This is a genomic window from Gemmatimonadota bacterium (assembly GCA_009835325.1).
GTDB lineage: Bacteria > JAAXHH01 > JAAXHH01 > JAAXHH01 > JAAXHH01 > JAAXHH01.
This window is the reverse complement of record VXWP01000022.1, coordinates 19,245-39,396: the sequence shown is the minus strand read 5'-3', so window position 1 is coordinate 39,396 and position 20,152 is coordinate 19,245. Positions and strand designations below refer to the sequence as shown.

General features: G+C 61.4%; 15 protein-coding genes. 8 read left to right on the top strand and 7 right to left on the bottom strand.

Annotation, left to right across the window (positions count from 1 at the left end; genetic code table 11):
• Positions 1-219 (bottom strand): addiction module toxin, HicA family (locus F4Z81_02375; protein MXW03894.1); only part of this gene is annotated, 219 nt, incomplete at its 3' end.
• A complete protein-coding gene (locus tag F4Z81_02370; GenBank protein ID MXW03893.1) occupies positions 212-433 on the bottom strand; it encodes a type II toxin-antitoxin system HicB family antitoxin in 222 nt (73 codons plus the stop codon). The genes F4Z81_02375 and F4Z81_02370, both read right to left, overlap by 8 nt.
• 283 nt (positions 434-716) lie before the next feature.
• Here F4Z81_02370 and F4Z81_02365 point away from each other — a divergent pair, with 283 nt between their 5' ends.
• Entirely contained in the window at positions 717-1,058 is a 342-nt protein-coding gene (locus tag F4Z81_02365) for a cupin domain-containing protein (GenBank protein ID MXW03892.1), read from the top strand.
• Between the two features lie 102 nt (positions 1,059-1,160).
• On the opposite strand, the gene F4Z81_02360 is transcribed toward F4Z81_02365, so the two are convergent.
• The 3 genes from F4Z81_02360 to trpS form a co-directional block, all read right to left on the bottom strand.
• Entirely contained in the window at positions 1,161-2,081 is a 921-nt protein-coding gene (locus F4Z81_02360) for an ion transporter (protein ID MXW03891.1), read from the bottom strand.
• A complete protein-coding gene (locus F4Z81_02355; GenBank protein ID MXW03890.1) occupies positions 2,082-3,221 on the bottom strand; it encodes a TonB C-terminal domain-containing protein in 1,140 nt (379 codons plus the stop codon).
• Positions 3,222-3,368: 147 nt separating this feature from the next.
• Positions 3,369-4,424 (bottom strand): tryptophan--tRNA ligase, encoded by a 1,056-nt coding sequence (gene trpS, locus F4Z81_02350; protein MXW03889.1) that lies wholly within the window; start codon positions 4,422-4,424, stop codon positions 3,369-3,371.
• 166 nt (positions 4,425-4,590) lie between these two features.
• Between trpS and larE the strand changes: the two genes are divergently transcribed.
• Positions 4,591-5,541, top strand: a complete 951-nt coding sequence (gene larE, locus F4Z81_02345; protein ID MXW03888.1) for an ATP-dependent sacrificial sulfur transferase LarE — start codon at positions 4,591-4,593, stop codon at positions 5,539-5,541.
• A 104-nt stretch (positions 5,542-5,645) separates the two neighbouring features.
• Positions 5,646-6,221, top strand: a complete 576-nt coding sequence (locus tag F4Z81_02340) for a hypothetical protein (protein ID MXW03887.1) — start codon at positions 5,646-5,648, stop codon at positions 6,219-6,221.
• Between the two features lie 43 nt (positions 6,222-6,264).
• Here the strand turns inward: F4Z81_02340 and F4Z81_02335 are convergent, their stop codons facing one another.
• On the bottom strand, positions 6,265-7,599 hold the full coding sequence (locus F4Z81_02335) for a replication-associated recombination protein A (GenBank protein ID MXW03886.1): 1,335 nt from the start codon (positions 7,597-7,599) through the stop codon (positions 6,265-6,267).
• Between the two features lie 173 nt (positions 7,600-7,772).
• Here F4Z81_02335 and F4Z81_02330 point away from each other — a divergent pair, with 173 nt between their 5' ends.
• The 5 genes from F4Z81_02330 (at position 7,773) to F4Z81_02310 (ending at position 18,824) form a co-directional block, all read left to right on the top strand.
• Positions 7,773-10,214 carry an FtsX-like permease family protein gene (locus F4Z81_02330; GenBank protein ID MXW03885.1) on the top strand — a complete coding sequence of 814 codons (2,442 nt, stop codon included), beginning with the start codon at positions 7,773-7,775 and terminating at the stop codon, positions 10,212-10,214.
• Between the two features lie 41 nt (positions 10,215-10,255).
• Entirely contained in the window at positions 10,256-12,703 is a 2,448-nt protein-coding gene (locus tag F4Z81_02325) for an FtsX-like permease family protein (GenBank protein ID MXW03884.1), read from the top strand.
• A gap of 7 nt (positions 12,704-12,710) precedes the next feature.
• A complete protein-coding gene (locus F4Z81_02320) occupies positions 12,711-15,146 on the top strand; it encodes an FtsX-like permease family protein (GenBank protein ID MXW03883.1) in 2,436 nt (811 codons plus the stop codon).
• Positions 15,147-15,387: 241 nt separating this feature from the next.
• A complete protein-coding gene (gene nrdR, locus F4Z81_02315; GenBank protein ID MXW03882.1) occupies positions 15,388-15,879 on the top strand; it encodes a transcriptional repressor NrdR in 492 nt (163 codons plus the stop codon).
• 164 nt (positions 15,880-16,043) lie between these two features.
• Positions 16,044-18,824 (top strand): vitamin B12-dependent ribonucleotide reductase, encoded by a 2,781-nt coding sequence (locus F4Z81_02310; protein MXW03881.1) that lies wholly within the window; start codon positions 16,044-16,046, stop codon positions 18,822-18,824.
• 212 nt (positions 18,825-19,036) lie between these two features.
• On the opposite strand, the gene F4Z81_02305 is transcribed toward F4Z81_02310, so the two are convergent.
• Entirely contained in the window at positions 19,037-20,059 is a 1,023-nt protein-coding gene (locus F4Z81_02305) for a flippase-like domain-containing protein (GenBank protein ID MXW03880.1), read from the bottom strand.
• Positions 20,060-20,152: the final 93 nt, after the last annotated feature.

The following is a 20,152-nucleotide window of genomic DNA, read 5'->3' as shown; positions in this document are numbered from 1 at the left end:
CTCAAATAACGTCCGTGGCAGACCGGATTGGCGAATGATCGATCGTAGAGTACCTAAATACAACTCTTTGTGATCTGGAACCGGAACTGTGACGGTTCCATCTTTTGGACCAGTCTTTTGCATAAGTATATGACTTCCCCTTCTCCTTACCTCGACGAACCCGTTTTTCGACAGGATATCGCAAACTTTCCGGCCGGAAAGCACACGAAGTTTAGCCAACAGGCACCTCAACTTGTGTTACATAGATTTCCGCATGGAGACGACGGTTTAATTCGTCACCCGAAGCTGTTTCGCAGAATAACTCCAGGGCTTCCTTCAAGTTTTCACGGGCCTCGGCCACGCTCGAACCCTGACTGGCGACATCCAATTCGGGACACAAAGCGACATAACCATCGCCTTCTCGCTCTATAATCGCCGTCCATAATCTAGCCATCAGGACCTCCACGGTTTAGAATCGGACGTCACGGCTCCAGGCGCAGGACCGATCGGTACCGTTTGGCAGCACCAGTTCGTCTTGTAGTGTCCAGATCAAGTTAATAGGGTGCCCGGTAGGTGTCAACGGCGACTCCTTTTGCTAATTCCATAGTACAAATTCGTGGCCATTTGTAGGTCACTTCGGTACGTTGGGACATTACATGCCATCATGTGTTGAATGGGTCCTACGAAGGTAAACGGAATTCAACTGAATATACACTTCACCTGGTTGGAAGAGGAATATGAACAGACACACCTGCAAACGCATCACCCCCGCAGAAGTCGCCGCGAAGATTCCCGCCCCGAACGGGGACCGGTTCCACGTCGCCCTGGAGCGCGGCGAATTGGAGATCGAGCTGTACATGCCCCGGGGCGTGGACGCTCAGAAACCCCATGACCGAGACGAGTGCTACGTGATCGTCGAAGGGCAGGGGAAGTTCGAAATGGGGGGAGAGGTGGTGCCTTTCGAGGCAGGGGATTTCTTTTTCGTGCCCGCGGGCGTCGAGCACCGGTTCCTCGATTTCGGCGAGTCGATGACCACCTGGGTCATCTTCTACGGGCCGGAAGGCGGCGATCAGATCTGAATGCCGGGCCGCGCCGGTACGCGTCACCCACCGCCGGCACGCGTTGAGCGTCGCAGCACGAGCCAACCACCACCGGCACACGTCAGCCATCGCCGGTACGCGTCAGCCATCCCTGCTGTCTGCATCCGCCCGCCCGCGCAGAGACTTGAGTCGTCTCGAAAGTTTCTGGATCTCTTCCTCGATCAACCCGATTTCATCCCCCACGCTGATCCGTCCGTCCCGCTCCAGGTGCCTGCGCCTTTCCTCCGACTCCCGGTCGGCCTGGGCTTCGGACATGGAGTTGATGATGACTCCGATGAAGAGGTTCAGCATGATCATGGTGCCGAGCATCACGAAGGAAACGAAGAAGGCGGCGCCGAGGACGGGCATGGCCCGGGAGGCTTCGCGGAGGTGGGCCTGGGCGAAGTCAGCGTAATTCGGATAAGCGTCGCTGCCGTACATCTGGATATACATCACATCGGTCCAGTCCTCCAGGGTCACGACCCGGAAGAGGGTCAGCAGCGCCGTCGCCAGGTCCTGGAAGTGCACCGGATCGTTGCCGCGGAAGAGGTAGACGCCCAGCACCGCGTAGACGTAGAACAGCACGGCCAGCAGGAGGCCGACGTATCCCAGCGAAGTGACCGACTTGAGCAGCGAGTTGACCAGCAGTTGCAGTTTCGGCACCGCGGTCACCAGCCGCAGCGCCCGGAGCACCCGGGCCAGGCGCAGCACCGCCGCGTACTGTCCTCCCGCGGGCATCAGGCAGGCCACCACGATGAGGAAATCGAACACGTTCCAGCGGTCGCCGAAATACCGGTACCAGTGACGGCCGTGGCGCGCCATCTTCAGCACGGCTTCCACGATGAAGAACAGCAGGACCAACTGGTCGAGCCGGTGCAGCCAGTCGCCGTACCGGGCCACCATTTCCCGAGAGGTTTCAAGCCCCACCAGGATGGCGGCCGCCGTGATCACCCCGAGTACGGTGTGCTGAAACGCCTTCGAATCGACGAGTCTACCGATTTGCGCTTGCAACGTTGACCTCATTTACCTCGCACGCAGGATCTGGTAGTAGAAAGTGCCGGTGATTTCCAGGAATGGATGGAGGAAATCGGCGGGAAGCGGCGGGAAGGGGCTGGCCGACTCGATGGCGTTGCGGCTCGAGGCCACGAGGGACTGGTAGGGGATGTCGTTGTCCCGGTAGGACAGGACCTCGAGGTCGCGCAGCGCGCCGTCGGGCATGATCTTGAACCGGATGATGACCCGCCCGCTCACCAGGCCGAGGTTGAAGGCCTCCGGGGCGAACCAGCGCCGTCTCACCCTTTCGCGGAGGATGTACAGGTAAGGCGCGTAGTCCCAGGCGTAGGTGCTGAGGGAGAAATCGCCGTAGTCCCTGACCGAGGTGTGGCGGTTATCTGTCCTGGGCACCCGCGGCCCGGTACTCCCGAATCCGAATCCGAAGCGCCGGTGCCGCTCGTACGCGGGTTGCCGGGATTCCTGGGCCAGTTCGTTCAGGTCGTCCTGGGGAATGAAGACCGGGGCTTCCGGACCGGTAGGCCGGGGCGCCGAAGCAATGACCTCCCCTTCCATCCCGCCTTCACCGCGGCCTTCCCGACCGCCCCGGCCCCGGTATTCGGGCCGGATGATCATGTCGGAGGTCCACATCGGCGGGTCTACCAGTTCGTTGAAGTCCTCGATGCCGCCCGCCCGGGGAGTGAGGGGTACGCCGCCGGCGAAGGGGTCGTGCTGTTGATCTTCCTCTTCTTCGGAATCCTCCATCGTCCTGATTTCCAGGTCGCCCTCAGAATAAGCCAACCCCTCGGGCAGCTCCGTATCCTCCAGCAGATCGCTCGCGGCGGCATTCTTGTCCGCCACGTCGGCGTCGGGGTCGTCCGGGGGTTCCTCCACGCGCGCTTCTTCCGGCACGTCGACCAGGGTCGGCGGGTTCTGCATTTCCATATAGGCCTGTTCGAGCTGCTCCAGGCGCTCATAGGGCGCGAGGGTGAGCTCGATCATGTTCTTGTCTTCGAGCAGGCCGGTGGCCAGGAGGACCACCAGGAAAAGGCTATGGAGCAGCCCGGCGGCCGCGAAGGCGATCAGGAGGTTCTTGGCCGTACTGCGGCGAAAGGTTACGGTCCGTCCCAGGAGCCGGGAATGGTGGGCGTATTCTTTCGAGTAAATATCCATGCATGATTCTTATGGGCGGGGAGGATATACCATCACGTTGTAATGAACGCGGTGAAGGGCAAGGGGTTCCACCCGGTGTAGATACATAGTAGCGTCTGGTACCATCCGCTCGCCGTCGGCCTGCGCCGTCGGTATACGCTTCCCAGCCTACCGCAATCCCAGGTTTTCCCGGACCTCCGACATGGTGTCCGACGTCAGCGTCCTTACGCGGTCGGCGCCCGTGGCGAGGGCGTCCCGCACGTCGTCGGGCCGGGCGGTCAGGTCTTCGTACTTGTCCTGGATCGGCGTCATCGCGGTTTCCATGTTGTCGCCCAGCTTCTTCTTGCAGTCGACGCATCCGATGCCCGCGCTCCGGCATTCCGTATCGATGGCCGCCACTTCGTCGGGACTGGAGAAGGACTTGTGCAGCGTGAAGATGTTGCAGATGTCCGGGTTACCGGGGTCCGATCTCCGCAGCCGGTTCGGATCGGTATAAGCGGTGCTGAGCTTCTTCCTGACCGTGTCGCTCCGGTCCTTCATCGCGATGTAGTTGTCCTGGCTCTTGCTCATCTTGGACTGGCCGTCCAGGCCGAGGATGCGCGGCGCGGGGCTGTAGAGCGTCCTGGCCTCGGGGAACACCGGCCCGTACAGGTGGTTGAACCGCCGGGCGATCTCGCGCGTCAGCTCGAGGTGCTGGGACTGGTCGTCGCCCACGGGCACGCCGTCGGCCTTCACACCCAGGATGTCTGCCGCCTGGAGCACGGGGTAGGTGAACAGGCCCGCGTTGATGTTCTGCTTGTGCTGGGCGGCCTTGTCCTTGAACTGGGTCATCCGTTCCAGGGCGCCCAGTGCGGTGACCGTGCTGAAGATCCAGGCCAGCTCCATGGTTTCGGATACGTGGGACTGCACGAAGAAGGTGCAGCGTTCCGGGTCGAGGCCGCAGGCGATGCCCATGGTCGCCGTGTCCAGCACGGCGTCCCGCATGGTGTCCGGGTCGTATTTGATGGTGATGGCGTGGTAGTCCACGACGCAGTAGATGCAGTCGTACTTCGGGATGAGCTTGGCCCAATTGGCCACGGCGCCGAGATAGTTCCCGATGTGGATGTCGCCGGTTGGCTGGATGCCGCTGTACAGCCGGGTCGGTTCGCTCGAACCGTTGCTCGATCCGTTCTCCGAACCATTGCCCGCCGAAGCGATGGACTGCGTCCTTTCGTCCAGATTCATGCCTGATCGTGCTCCGTTGCGTGCCTGTAAGGACCTCCCGGCCCCTTCGATCACTGCGATTTACCGCAAAAAACCGTTGTCTCGAATCCGTATCCGCCCTATCTTTAACCTACTAAAAACAGACGTGTTAAATTGCGGCGGAACCCCCTTTCTGTCAAGCGAAATCATGGTGGGCGTTCCCTTGCCGGCGCGTGCCGTGAAGGCGTTTCAGCCGGGATCGATACCGGAACTCGCCTACGGTGAATTCGGGTTTATCGGGGAGCTGGACTTGAGCCGGAACCAGACCTCCACGCTGGACGAAAAATACCAGTCGCTACGCGATGATCTGCGCGCCATGGGCAGCGTCCTGGTGGCCTACTCCGCCGGCGTGGACAGCACGCTGCTGCTGAAGGTCGCCTCCGACGTGCTGGAGGACCGCGCCCTGGGCGTAACCGGCGTGTCCGAGTCGCTGCCTGAGGAGGAGAAGAACGAGGCCGCCGAACTGGCCGAATGGATGGGCGCCCGCCACCGCTACGTGGACACGGAGGAAATCCACAACGCGGAGTACATGCAGAACAATCCGCGGAGGTGCTATTTCTGCCGGGATGAATTGTATTCGCGCCTCGAGGTGATCGCCCGGGAAGAAGGCGCCGCTTTCATCTGCGAAGGCAGCATCCTGGACGACATAAGCGACTTCCGCCCGGGCATGCTGGCCATCCGGGAACACGGCGTGCGCAGCCCGCTGAAGGACGCCGGGTTCACCAAGGTCGACGTCCGCGCGCTGTCGGAGAAACTCGGCCTGCCCACGGCGGACAAGCCGTCCCTGGCCTGCCTGTCGTCGCGCTTTCCCTACGGCGATCCGATCACGATTGAAGCCCTTGAACAAGTCGGCCGGGCCGAAGCCTTCATCCGCGGCCTGGGCTTGAAGCAGTTCCGGGTGCGGCACCACCGAAACATGGCCCGCATCGAGACGGAGCCCGCCGATCTCGCGAAGGTAATCGAGCACCACGACGAGATCGCGGCGTACTTGAAGGAAATCGGCTATAACTACGTCACGCTGGACCTGGAAGGATACCGCACCGGGAGCATGAACGAGGTGCTGAAGAAACGGAAAGCGGCGCCCGCCGAGACCTCGTGACCCCGTAGCCGGTGCCCGCCGAAGCCCGCGACACCGGGGCCTGCGCTTCCCTGACCTCGTGACCCCGCGACCTGTTTCGCACCCGCATTACGAAAGGACCGATCATGTCTGCCTTCGACCCCACCGCCTACGGATCCGTTTTCGCGGAACTGCTCAAGACGCCCCGCATCATGGCGCTGGACCCGGGCGAAGAGAACACACCTGCGAAGGTCGGCCTGGAAGCCCTGGACCTGGACGAGGCTTTCGCGCCGAACTGCATCAGCGACCGGACGATGGCCGAGGGCTGCCGGTCCGCCCTGTGGCTCTACCACGACTTTCTGGTCACCTCGCACACCATCAGCCAGCAGATCACCACGCCCACGGGCAGCTACTGGCACGGCATCATGCACCGCCGCGAACCGGATTATCCCAACGGGAAGTACTGGTTCGGGCGCGTCGGCGACCACGATGTCTACCCCGAGTTGAGAGACGAGGCGGCGACCATCGCGTCCGGTACGGACAACCTGCCGAGCGAGGCAGCGTACCTCATGTCCCAGTCCTCCTGGGATCCTTACGCTTTCATCGATTTGTGTGAAGGTGCCAACGTGGGCGGCGTCCCGGCCGGAGATCTCTGCCGCGGCATCCAGCAGCGCGAATGGGAACTCCTCTTCGACTACTGTTACCGCAAGGCGATCGCGTAACAGAGTTTGTACCGGTCGCGCGAGGACCGGGCGGACCGGCCTGTCAGCCGCCGTCCCTGGCCTTCCGCATCTTCTCCATCCACACACGGATCTTCTCTTCGCGGCCCCGGTCGGTGGGTTCGTAGTAGCGGTGCCCCTTGATGGATTCGGGCAGATGCTCCTGGTCCACGGACGCCCCGTCGTAGTCGTGGGCGTACTTGTATCCCTTGCCGTGGCCCATTTCCTTCATCAGGCGGGTCGGGGCATTGCGCAGGTGCATGGGCACCGGCTCGTCGCTCGTCTGCTCCGCGTCCTGCCGTGCCTTCGAAAAGGCCGCGTAGACCGCGTTGCTCTTCGGCGCGGTGGCCAGGTACACCACCGCGTGGGCGAGCATCAGGTCGCCTTCGGGCTGGCCCACGAAATGGACCGCCTGTTGGGCGGAGGTGGTCAGGGTCAGCGCGAAGGGGTCCGCCAGTCCGATGTCTTCCACGGACATGCGGATGACCCGGCGCGCAATGTAGAGGGGGTCGTCGCCGGCGATGAGCATCCGGGCCAGCCAGTAGAGGGCGCCGTCCGGATCGGAGTCCCGCACGCTCTTGTGCAGGGCCGAAATGGCGTCGAAGTGCCAGTCCCCGCCCTTGTCGTAGTGCGGCGAACGGTGCTGCAGGGCTTCGTCGATCTCCTTCACGGTCAGCCGAATCCGGTTCCCGTCGCCGCGCGGCGTGGTCATGGCCGCCACTTCGAGCGTATTCAGGGCGATCCTGGCGTCGCCGCCGGCCACGGCAGCCAGGTGCGCGGCCGCCTCGTCGTCCAACTCGATGTTCCGCCCGCCCAGTCCGTGTTCTTCGTCCTCCAGCGCGTTGCGAACGATACTTTGCAGATCCTCCTCCGAAAGCGGCTCCAGGCGGAGTACCCGGCAGCGGGACAGCAGGGCGTTGTTGACGTCGAAGGACGGGTTCTCCGTGGTCGCGCCGATGAGGGTCAGCGTGCCGTTCTCCACGGTCGGCAGCACGGCGTCCTGTTGCAGCTTGTTGAAGCGATGGATCTCATCGATGAACAGGATGGTCCGCTTGCCGTGCATGCCCAGCCGGTCCCGGGCTTCGGCGGTCGCCTTGTGCAGGTCCTTCACGCCGGCGCTCACGGCGCTCAACGCGACGAAATGCGAATCCGTGGAACGGGCGATGATGAAGGCCAGGGTGGTCTTGCCCGATCCCGGCGGCCCCCACAGGATCATCGAAAAGGGCGTGTCCCGCTCGATGGACTCGTTCAGGAGGCGTCCCCGGCCGACCAGCCCCCGTTGGCCCAGGAAACCCTCCAGCGAATCGGGCCGCATGCGGGAGGCCAGCGGCGCTTCCCGTTGCAGTTGCTTTTCGGCCTGGTCGGAGAAGAGATCGGTCATGGTAAACTTGCACAAGGGTGGAAAGATGGGTGCAGTTCGTGCGCCACAGCGTTATTATACAGTTGTACTTCTGCCAGGGTTAAGGGAATAAGGTGCTGATGCATCCCCAATTGGGAGAAAACGAGTACTTTTCGATGGTCCCGATTGGCCGATAGACTGATTCAAGGCATCCCATGTTCAGCAACTACTTCACGGTAGCGTTCCGTCACTTTAACCGCCAGAAGGGCTATTCGTTCATCAACGTCATGAGCCTGGCGCTTGGGATCGCGTGCTGCCTCCTCATCCTGCTCTTCATCCGGGACGAGCTGAGCTATGACCGTTATTATGACCGCTCGGACCGAACCTACCGCGTAACGGCCGAACAACGACAGGGAGGCGAGGTCGTTCGTACCGCCGATGTCCTGAGGCCCACGGTCTGGTACATGCGCCAGGACTTCCCGGAAATCGAGGACATGGTCCGCCTCGTCCCCCCCGGCAACGCCTGGATGGTCAAGTACGGCGACAAGGGTTTCTACGAGCGGAACTTCTACCTGGCCGACACGACGGTTTTCGACGTGTTCCAGGTTCCCCTGCTTACGGGCAATCCAAAGACGGCGCTGACCGGGAACGACAAGATCGTGCTGTCCGAATCCATTGCCAGGAAGTACTTCGGCGACGAAAACCCCATGGGTAAGATCCTGGACTCCGAAGGGACCTTTCACCTCGAAGTGACCGGTATCATGCCGGACCTGCCCGCCAATACCCACCTCGGATTCGATATTCTCGCGTCCTTCAAGATCCAGGAAGCCTACTCCAGGAATGTCAACGAGTGGGGATGGCGCACGGCCCATAGTTACATCGTGCTCCGGGAGGGCACCGATCCGGCCGAACTGGAAGCCAAGCTGCCCGCTTTCGTGGAAAAACACCTTGGAAACCGCTACGAAAGCGGTGAAGCCACACTGACATACAGGCTGCAGCCGGTAACGGACATCCATCTCCATTCGCGCCTGGAACGGGAACTGACGCCTAACAGCGATATCAGGTACATTTACCTTTTCATCGCCATCGCGGTCTTCATCATCGTCATCGCCTGCATCAATTTCATGAACCTGGCGACCGCCCGGTCCGCGGGCAGGGCCAGGGAAATCGGCCTCCGAAAAGTTTTCGGCGCAGTCCGGTACCAGATGGCGCGGCAGTTTCTCGTCGAATCGCTGCTGATGAGCGGATTGGCCGTGTTGCTCGCTTTGATGCTCGCGTGGATCAGCCTGCCGTGGTTCAACCTGCTCACGGGCAAGACCATGTTCCTGGATGCTGAAACCGCCTGGTTTGCCCTCGGCGCCGTAGTGGTCATCGGTGTCATCGTCGGGTGCGTATCGGGCAGCTATCCCGCACTATACCTGTCCGGTCTGGCGCCGATCGAGACGCTCAAGGGAACGCTCGCGTCCGGTTCCGGCACGGCCGGCATGCGCCGGGTGCTGGTCGTAAGCCAGTTCGTCATTTCAATCGCCCTGATCATATGTACCGGTGTGGTTTACAGCCAGATGGATTTCATTCAGAAGAGAAACATGGGGCTGAACACGGACCTGGTCGTGGCCGTCCCCCTGACTTTCGACCCGGTCCAGGAGACGGCGAGGATATACAAACAACGCGTGAAGGAAAGTCCGTACATTACTAACGCCACCTCCACGTACATCCTTCCCGGTCACAAGAACGCCGTGATACCCATCACGTTACAGCGGACGGGCGAAAGCGAATTCGAGAAGATCGATATGAGCCAGGCCTGGACGGATGAAGACTTCGTCGAGACGTTGGGCATTGAGCTCGTCACGGGCCGCTACTTCGACACTTCCTTCGTCAGCGACTGGGGTTGGGAGACTGCGGGAGGCGGGGCCGTTCTGAACGAGGCCGCCGTAATGAGGCTGGGATTCGATTCTCCGGAAGACGCCGTAGGCAAGGAATTGAACTGGGTGCGGGAACTGCGGCAGGGATGGCAGGAGGAAGGCAGGCAACTGCGCAGGATCGTCGGCGTTGTGAAGGACTTTCACTACACGTCGCTGCACCAGCCCATAGGACCGTTGGTCATGTTCGCCGACTACCAGGGCGGTCACGTCGTCATCAAGATCAAGCCGGAATCCCTGTCTGAAGGCCTTGAAATGATCGAAGACGTATGGCAGGAAGTGAACCCGGAGTTCGCCTTCGAGTATTTCTTCGTGGAAGACATCTTCGGGCGCCTGTATGAGGCCGAACAGCGATTCGGCAGGATATTCGTCAGTTTCGCCGCCCTGGCCGTGCTGATCGCCTGCCTCGGTCTCGTCGGCCTCTCCTCCTTCACCGCGGAACGGCGGACGAAGGAAATAGGGGTACGCAAGGTCCTGGGCGCTTCCATACCGAACCTGTTTCGCCTGCTGTCCAACGAATTCGTCCGGCTCGTGATCGTGGCCAACATCTTCGCCTGGCCGGCGGCCTACCTGGTGATGAACCGATGGCTGGACAACTTCGCCTACCGCGTCGACCTGGGTTGGGCCACCTTCATTCTGGCTGGCGTCCTGGCCATGGCGATCGCCCTCCTGACCGTGAGTTTCCAGGCTGCCCGGGCCGCCACCGCCAATCCGGTGGAGTCGCTGCGGGCCGAGTAGATCGCATCGCTCGTTCCTTTTAATAGCGGTAACATTTCACCATGTTCAGAAACTACGTCACGGTTGCCCTCCGGCATCTGAGCCGCAGGAAGGGTTACTCGTTCATCAACGTGATGAGCCTGGCGCTCGGGATCGCGTGCTGCGTCCTCATCATGCTGTATATCCGGGACGAACTGAGCTATGACCGTTATCACGCCAAAGCGGACCGCATCTACCGCGTGATCGCCGAGGAACGCCAGGGCGGCGGAGTTATTCGGACCATACGGACCGCGGAAGTCATGACGCCCACGGCCAGGTTCATGCGAGAAGACTTCCCCGAAGTGGAAGACATGGTACGTCTCAACCCGCCCGTGAACGCCTGGATGGTCAAGTACGGCGACCGGGGATTCTACGAACGCGATTTCTACCTGGCCGACTCTTCGGTCTTTAATGTCTTTGACGTCCCGCTTTTGGCAGGCAATCCCCGGACCGCGCTGAGCGGAAGGAACCGGGTCGTGTTGTCCCAGTCTGTGGCCCGGAAGTATTTCGGCGACGAGAACCCCCTGGGAAAGATCCTGGACGCCGAAGGGACCTTTCACCTGGAAGTGGCCGGCGTCATGGCGAACCTGCCGTCCAATACGCACCTCGGATTCGACATTCTTGCGTCATTCCGGATCCATGAGGCGTTTACAGAGCAGTCACTCGACGATTGGGGCTGGCGAAAGTCGTACAGCTACGTCCTGCTCCGGGAGGGAAGCGATCCGGCCGAACTGGAAGCCAGGTTGCCCGCTTTTGTGGAGAAGTACGTCGGCGATATCTACGACGGCGAATCGTCATCGCTGACCTACCGGCTGCAGCCCGTGACGGACATCCACCTTTATTCCCGGCTCGAGCGGGAACTAACGCCGAACAGCGACATCAGGTACGTGTATCTCTTTGCCGCTATCGCCGTGTTCATCATCCTCATCGCCTGCATCAACTTCATGAACCTGGCAACCGCACGGTCTGCGGGAAGGGCCCGGGAAATCGGAATGCGCAAGGTCTTCGGCGCAGGCCGGGGCCAGGTGATGCGGCAGTTCCTGAGCGAATCTCTGATCATGAGCGGCCTGGGGGCGTGTATCGCGGTGCTGTCGGTGGTGATTGGGTTGCCCTGGTTCAGCCTGGTATCAGGCAAAACCATTTCACTGGGCGCGGATACCGCGTGGTTCATCCTGGGCTCCGCGGCGGTGACCGGCATCGTTGTCGGGCTGATATCGGGAAGCTATCCCGCGCTTTACCTGTCCGGACTCGCTCCGATCGATACCCTGAAGGGCGCGTTGTCCGGGGATGCCGGCAACGTGGGTATGCGCAGAACGCTGGTCGCGGGCCAGTTCGTAATCTCGATCGCCCTGATCATCTGTACAGGCGTCGTGTACGACCAGCTCGACTACATCCGAAACCGGAATCTGGGTATGGACACGGAACGGCTCGTCGCCGTGCCGCTGACGTTTACCCCGGTCATTGAAAAGGCGCGACTATACAGGCAGCGGGTGAGGGAAAGTCCGCACGTGGAGGATGCCACGGCTACCTTTATCCTGCCTTTTCACAAGAACGCCGTGATCACCGCCGTGGTGCGCAGATTGGGCGAAGATGATAACGCCAAGATCGAAATGAACCAGGCCTGGACGGACGACATGTTTTTCGAAACGTTCGGCATGGAACTGGCCGCCGGCAGGTTCTTCGATCGCGCGTACATCGCCGACTGGTATGGAGCGGGCGGCGGGACGATATTAAACGAAGCCGCCGTTTCCCGGCTGGGTTACGGTTCCGCCGAGGAAGCCCTGGATGGTCAGTTTGACTGGGTGTTTGACGAGCGACACGGTTTCGATGAGGAAACCGCGGAACCGCGCAGTATCGTCGGTGTCGTGAAAGACTTCCACTACGCTTCGCTGCATGAACCCATCGAACCTCTGGTGCTTTTTCCCGAATCCGACGGCAGCCACGTGGTCGTCAAGATCAGCGCCAATCAACTTTCGGAAGGGCTTTCGGCGATCGAGGAAGCGTGGCGCGACACAAACCCCGACTTCGCCTTCGAGTACTTTTTCGTCGAAGATACCTATGCGCGCCTCTACGAAGCCGAGCAGCGCTTCGGCAGGATATTCGTCAGTTTCGCCGCACTGGCCGTGTTTATCGCTTGCCTCGGTCTCGTGGGCCTCTCCTCCTTCACCGCGGAACGGCGCACGAAGGAAATCGGAGTGCGCAAGGTCCTCGGCGCGTCCACGCCGAACCTGATCGGGTTGATGTCAGGGGAATTCGTCCGGCTCGTGATCGTGGCCAACGTAATCGCCTGGCCGGCCGCCTATTTCGCGATGAATCGTTGGCTCGACGATTTCGCGTATCGCGTCGACCTGGACGGTATGACCTTCGTCCTGGCCGGCGCCCTTGCCATCGTCCTCGCCCTCCTGACGGTGAGTTACCAGGCCGTGCGGGCGGCCACGGCCAATCCGGTCGAGTCCCTGCGAACCGAGTAAACGCGCCATGTTCCGTAACTACCTGACGGTGGCCGTGCGCCATCTGAACCGCCAGAAGGGCTACGCGTCCATCAACGTGATGAGCCTTGCGCTCGGGATCGCGTGCGCGCTCCTCATCCTTCTATACATCCGCGACGAGCTTAGTTACGACCGGTACCATGAGAAGGCTGACCGTATCTACCGCGTAATCTCGGAAGAGCGCGACGGCGACCAGGTGGTCCGCACGGCAGAAGTGATGATGCCCACGGTCAAATTCATGCGCGAAGACTTCCCCGAAGTGGAAGACATGGTGCGCTTCAATCCGCCCGGCAACGCCTGGATGATCAAGTACGGGGACCGGGGCTTTTACGAACGGAACTTCTACCTGGCCGACTCGTCGGTCTTCAACGTGTTCGACGTGCCGCTGATAGCCGGCGATCCCCGTACGGCCCTGGCCGGAATCGACAAAGTCGTCCTGTCGGAGTCCATCGCCCGGAAGTACTTCGGCGACGAAAACCCAATAGGCAAGATCCTGGACGCCGAAGGATCCTTCCACTTCGAGGTGACCGGAATCATGCGGGACCTGCCTGCCAACACGCACCTCGGATTCGACATCCTCGCGGCGTTCCGGATCCAGGAGCACTACGCGGATAAATCAGCCGACGTGTGGGACTGGCGCAAGTCGTACAGCTACGTCCTGCTTCGCGAGGGCAGCGATCCGGGTGAACTGGAAGCCAGGCTGCCCGACTTCGTGGAGAAGTACGTGGGCGACCGATATGACGGTGATTCTTCGACATTGACCTTGAGGCTGCAGCCGGTCACGGATATTCATCTTCACTCTCGTCTCGAGCGGGAATTGACCCCGAACAGCGATATCCGGTACGTCTACCTCTTCGGCGCCATCGCCGTATTCATCATCCTCATCGCGTGTATCAACTTCATGAACCTGGCCACCGCGCGGTCCGCGGGAAGGGCCGGGGAAATCGGCCTGCGAAAGACCTTCGGCGCGGCCAGAAGCCAGGTGATCCGGCAGTTCATCAGCGAGTCCATGCTCATGACCGGGATTGCGGTTGGCGTTGCCCTCCTGCTTGCCTTGCTGAGCCTGCCGTGGTTTAGCGTGATAACGGGAAAAACCATATCCCTGGACGCGGGGACTGTGTGGTTCGCCCTGGGCGCCGTCGTGGCGATCGGCGCCGTGGTGGGGTTTGCCGCGGGAAGCTATCCGGCCCTTTACCTGTCCGGGCTCGCACCGGTCCACGCGCTGAGCGGCCTGCGCTCCATGGGCGCCGGAAATACTGCCATCCGCCGGATCCTGGTCGTGGGACAGTTCGTGATTTCGATCGCCCTGATCATCTGCACCGGCGTGGTCTACAGCCAGCTCGATTTCATACGCGCACGAAACATGGGGCTCAATTCCGACCAGGTCGTCGCGGTGCCTCAGACCTTCGCGCCGGTGGTCGTAAAATCCGGCGTCTACAAAGCACGGCTGAAGGAAATACCTGCGGTGACGATCGTCTCGATGAATTTCCTGCTTCCCGGGCACAAGAACGCCGCGGCGCCGATCAAGGCGCGCGGACGGAGCCAGGACGAATCATCGACGATCGATATGTACCAGGCCTGGGTGGACGATGATTTCATCGAGATTTTCGGCATCGAACTGGTGGCGGGTAGGAACTTCGATTCCGCGTTCCCCGGCGACTGGACGGCGACGGGTGCGGTGGTCATCAACGAAGCGGCCGTTGACCGGCTTGGCTATGCATCCGCCGGCGAAGCGTTGGGCAAGGAGATCGAAGGGCTGCAGGAACTGATTACGGATTCCAATGAGCGCGGTGAATTACGGCCGTCGATCGTTGGCGTGGTCAGGGATTTCCATTACGCCGCATTACACGAACCCATTGAACCGCTGGTGCTGTTTCCGAACTACCCGGGCGGTTACGCCATGATCAAAATAGATGCCGGCCGCATGTCCGAAGGGCTTTCGGCGATCGAGGAAGCCTGGCATGAAGTAAATCCCGATTGGGCTCTCGAATACTTCTTCGTGGAGGACACCTTTGCGCGCCTGCATGAAGCCGAGGAGCGTTTTGCCAGGATCTTCGTAAGCTTCGCCGTACTGGCCGTTATCATCGGCTGCCTCGGGCTCGTCGGGCTGTCCTCCTTCACCGCGGAACGGCGCACGAAGGAAATCGGAGTCCGCAAGGTCCTTGGCGCATCTGCCCCCAGTCTGATCGCACTGTTGTCCGGCGAATACTTCCGGCTAGTGATCGCGGCCATCGTGGTGGCCTGGCCCGTAGCCTACCTCGCGATGAACGCCTGGCTCGAAGGTTTCGCCTACCGCGTCAGCCTGGATTGGACCACCTTCATCCTCGCCGGTTCCCTCGCCATGGCGATCGCCCTGCTCACCGTCAGTTTCCAGGCCGTGCGGGCCGCTGCCGCGAATCCGGTCGAGGCCTTGCGGATGGAGTAGGCTCGTACGATATCGCTTCCAGGTGCATTAAAAATTACAAATGTCGTAGAGCCCCGCCCTGCGGGAATCTCGCTATATTGCACACGTTGGTGTGTGTTTTGTCAGAAAAAAAGTTACAAAAACATACTTGCTATACAGTATACTATACAATATCTTGTTTGCTACGTGTCTTTGCACCACTACACCTAGTGATTCTTAATTCTTAAATTATCAATCAATTACAATCGGAGATCCGCCGCAGATGCGATGTCCTGCGTGTGGCACGCTCAACAGCCACGTTGTAGACTCCCGAACCATCCAGAGCGGTAGAACGATCCGCCGCCGCCGCGAGTGCCTGTCCTGCACCAAGCGATTCACGACCTACGAAGCCATCGAAGAAGAAGAACTGATGGTGGTGAAATCCGATGGCCGGCGGGAAGTCTTCGACCGCGGAAAGATCATGCGAGGTCTGAAGCTGGCGTGCACGAAGCGCATGGTTTCCGCAGATCAACTTCACGAGCTTGTGGACCGTGTCGTGTACCACGTAAGCAACCTGAGCGAACGCGAGGTCTCCTCCGACAAGATCGGCGAATTCATCATCCGGGAACTGCGAAAGATCGATGAAGTGGCCTACGTGCGTTTCGCGTCGGTCTACCGGGATTTCAAGGACAGGAGCGAGTTCGCGGATGAGCTCGAACAACTGGAGAAGCAGGAGCTGGCTGCGGTCGTCAAGGACCAGCCCGATCAGGGCTGATTCAGAAATTTAGGTGCCTGGTCCGCGTTTTGCAGGACCAGGTATTTTTGTTGACATAATATCCACATCATTTCGACGTTACAATTCGACGTAGGTGATTTTAGGGGGCACGTATGGCTGAAGACAAACTAGAATTGAATCTGGAAGAAACTCACGATCTCCTGATGGAAGAGACGGAGGAATCTGCGGCCGGAGGGTCTGCCGAAGTGTCCGTCGATGACGCGACCTCAGTCGACGCGCCAGTCGACGCACCTGACGACGCGCCCATCGAAGTGCCTGCCGCATCCGGCGGACTTTCCGTCGAGCGGCTGTACAGCAATCCCGGCCATGATCCCTACGACGGCGTGGAGTGGGAGAAGCGGACGGCCACCATAGCCGGGGACGGCGGCGAAGTCGTCTTCGAGCAGAAGGACGTGGAGATCCCGGTCGACTGGTCGCAGCTGGCCACCAACGTCGTCGTGTCCAAGTACTTCCGCGGACCCCTGGGCACCCCGAAGCGCGAGAACAGCGTCAAGCACATGATCAACCGCGTGGCGGACACGATCGCGGGCTGGGGGCGCGCGCAGGGTTACTTCGCCTCGGAGGAAGACGCTGATGCCTTCCAGAACGAACTGAAGCAGATCATCCTCCATCAGCGGGCCACGTTCAACAGTCCGGTGTGGTTCAACGCGGGCGTCGAGGACACGCCCCAGTGCTCGGCGTGCTTCATCCTTTCGGTCGACGACTCCATGGAGTCCATCCTCGAGTGGTGCAAGGTCGAAGGCATGATCTTCAAGGGCGGTTCGGGCGCCGGGGTGAATCTGTCCCGGATCCGTTCCTCCAAAGAAATCCTCTCCTCGGGCGGCCAGGCCTCCGGGCCGGTCTCCTTCATGCGGGCGGCCGATTCGGTGGCCGGATCCATAAAGTCGGGCGGCAAGACCCGGCGGGCGGCCAAGATGGTCGTCCTGGACATCGACCATCCGGATGTCGTGGAGTTCATCTGGTGCAAGGCGAACGAGGAGCGCAAGGCCTACGCCCTCGGTGACGCCGGCTGGGACATGACCCTGAACGGCGACGCGTGGAGCTCCATCCAGTTCCAGAACGCCAACAACTCCGTGCGGGTGACGGACGACTTCCTGGACGCGGTGGAGAATGACGGTGAATGGACGCTGCAGTCGGTCACGAAGAAGAAGCCGGTGGAAAACCTTAAGGCGAAGGACGTCATGTCCTGGATCGCGGAAGCCGCGTGGCAGTGCGGCGACCCGGGCATGCAATACGACACGACCATCAACGACTGGCACACCTGCGCCAACACGGACCGCATCAACGCGAGCAATCCCTGTTCCGAGTACATGCACCTGGACAACAGCGCGTGCAACCTGGCCTCGATCAACCTGCTCAAGTACCTGACCGACGAAGGCACCTTCGACGTGGTGGGATTCATCCACACGGTCAACATCATGATCATGGCACAGGACATCATCGTCGACAACGCGAGCTACCCCACGGAGAAGATCGGCGAGAACGCCCGCGCCTTCCGGCAACTGGGACTGGGCTACGCCAATCTAGGTGCGCTGCTCATGGCCATGGGCCTGCCCTACGACAGCGACGGGGGCCGCGCCTTCGCCGGCGCCATCACGGCGCTGATGACCGGCCAGGGATACTACCGGTCCTCGGAACTCGCCGAGTACCTGGGCACCTTCGCCGGCTACGACGTCAACAGCGAGCCCATGCTGCGGGTGATGCAGAAGCACCGGGACGCCGTGGACGACATCCAGGCGGAGATGGTGGACAAGAACCTGCTGGACGCCGCGCGCACCGCGTGGGACAACGCACTCGCCAATGGCAAGATGCACGGGTACAAGAACAGCCAGGCCACGGTGCTCGCGCCCACGGGGACCATCGCCTTCATGATGGATTGCGACACGACGGGCATCGAGCCCGACATCGCCCTGGTCAAGTACAAGCGCCTGGTGGGCGGCGGGACCATGAAGATCGTGAACCGCACCGTCTATTCCGCCCTGGAGAAGCTGGGTTACTCCAAGCCGCAGATCGAGCGGATCGTCCATTACATCGACGAGCACGGGACCATCGAAGGCGCGCCCCACCTGCTCCAGGAACACCTGCCGGTCTTCGACTGCGCGTTCCGGACCGAAAACGGAAGCCGTTCCATCCACCACATGGGCCACGTGAAGATGATGGCCGCGGCGCAGCCCTTCATTTCGGGCGCCATATCCAAGACGGTCAACCTGCCCAACGAGGCGACGGTCGAAGACGTCATGAACGTCTATTTGAAGGGTGGGGAACTGGGGCTCAAGGCCCTGGCCATCTACCGCGACGGGTCGAAACGCACCCAGCCGCTCAGTACCAAGGCGTCGGAGAAGGAAGAGGCCGCCGAGGTCCAACCCGTTCGCCGCCGGCTGCCGGACGAGCGCGAGGCGGTCACGCACAAGTTCAGCATCGCCGGCCACGAAGGCTACCTGACCGTCGGACTCTTCGAAGACGGCCAGCCGGGCGAGATCTTCCTGCGCATGTCCAAGGAAGGCAGCACCGTATCCGGCATGATGGACGCCTTCGCCACGGCCATTTCCGTGTCGCTGCAGTACGGCGTGCCCCTGGAGAGCCTGATCCGCAAGTTCAGCCACATGCGGTTCGAGCCGGCCGGGATGACGGGCAACAAGGACGTGCCCATCGCCAAGTCCATCACCGATTACATCTTCCGGTGGCTCGCGGTGAAGTTCCTGCCCGAGGACAGCCATTCCGAGATCGTGGCGGACCAGGACATGGACAACACCATGCACTCGAACGCCATGGACCAGACCATGACCGCGCAGGAAAACCAGGAGCACGAGGTCTACGTTGCCCAGGCCGACGCGCCGTCCTGTTCGGACTGCGGCAGCCTGATGACCCGCAACGGTTCCTGCTACGTGTGCCGTGAGTGTGGATCGACGAGTGGTTGTTCGTGAGATAGTGGAAACGGGCGGCCGGAACGCCCGATGTTGTGAACCAGCCTATCAAAAACCGCCGGACACCGGGGAATAAAGTACCCGGGGTTAGGCCCTGACCGGGTGCGGGGATACGCCGGGGAGGCCCGGCACCTTCTCCGTGCCCGTACGGTCAGGTCTGGTCCGGCCGGGCCCATTCCCGCCAGGGCCCATTCCCGCCAGAGTTCCTCCGGTCAGGCCTCTTCCAGCCCCAGTCTTTCCTTCCAGTTTCTATCCGTAACCATGTAGTACAGCGCGCCTGCGGCGGCGACAGTGACCCGCACGATCCGGTACGTCAGAGCGGCGGCCAGTCCCGTGGCCTGGGCGACCGTACCCGGGACCGATCCGTCGGCGGTCGTGCTGACGAGGTGGTAGATATAGATGACCGCGCCTTCCAGCGCGCCGACGCCTCCCGGTACCGGCGCGAAGGTGCCGATGATCTCGGCCGCGGGGATCAGCATGAGGTGGGCCCAGTAGTCCGGCGCGGCCGCACCGGGCAGGAGCGCCATCGCGCAGCAATAGAAGGCCGACAGCATGAAGAACTGGCCGGCCAGGCCGATGAGCAAAGCTTCGGTGAGCGCGCTGCGCCGCGTCTGATAGAGTTCCAGGCTGCCCGCCAGTTCGGCGAAGAACGGTCCGACGAACTTAAGACGGGTTAGCCGCTGGAAGAAGGTCCAGTTCAGCAGGCGAAAACGGAGGGAAACCGCCACGCAGATCAGTCCGGCCAGGGCGCCGCCCCAGAAGACCAGGACGGCGACCATGATCTCCCGGTGATGCCAGAGGTCCTGGTTCAGCAGCGCGGCCGCCGATCCGACGATCAGCAGCGCCAGCATGCCGATCAACCGGTCGAGCAGCACTGTGGCCGCGGCGACGGTCCGCCTCGACTTCTGGCGCCGCGCGATGCCCACGGCACGGACGATGTCGCCGCCCGCGGTCCCGGGCGCGAGGTAGTTGAACAGGTTGCTGACGAATCCCAGGCGGACGGCCTCGCGGAATCCCAGCACCAGTTTCTGGCCCCGGGCGAGAAGGTACCAGCGGAAGAAGGCCAGTACGGTCGCCGTCGTGGCCAGCACGACGCCGATGCCCAGGAAGGTGAAGTCGATTTCGCGGCGGATGAAGTCGACGTACTGTTCGCGGTAGAGATAGATCAGGTAGGCGAGGATGCCCAACGCGACAAGCCACCGGAGCCATCCCCAGGCCTTCTTGAGCAGGTTCATTCTGAACGCGGGTAACGGTTAGGCCCGGTTCCCGCTACGGCTCCTCCTCGGCCTGTTTGACCTGGGCCGGCGACTGCTCCTCCTCGGCCTGTT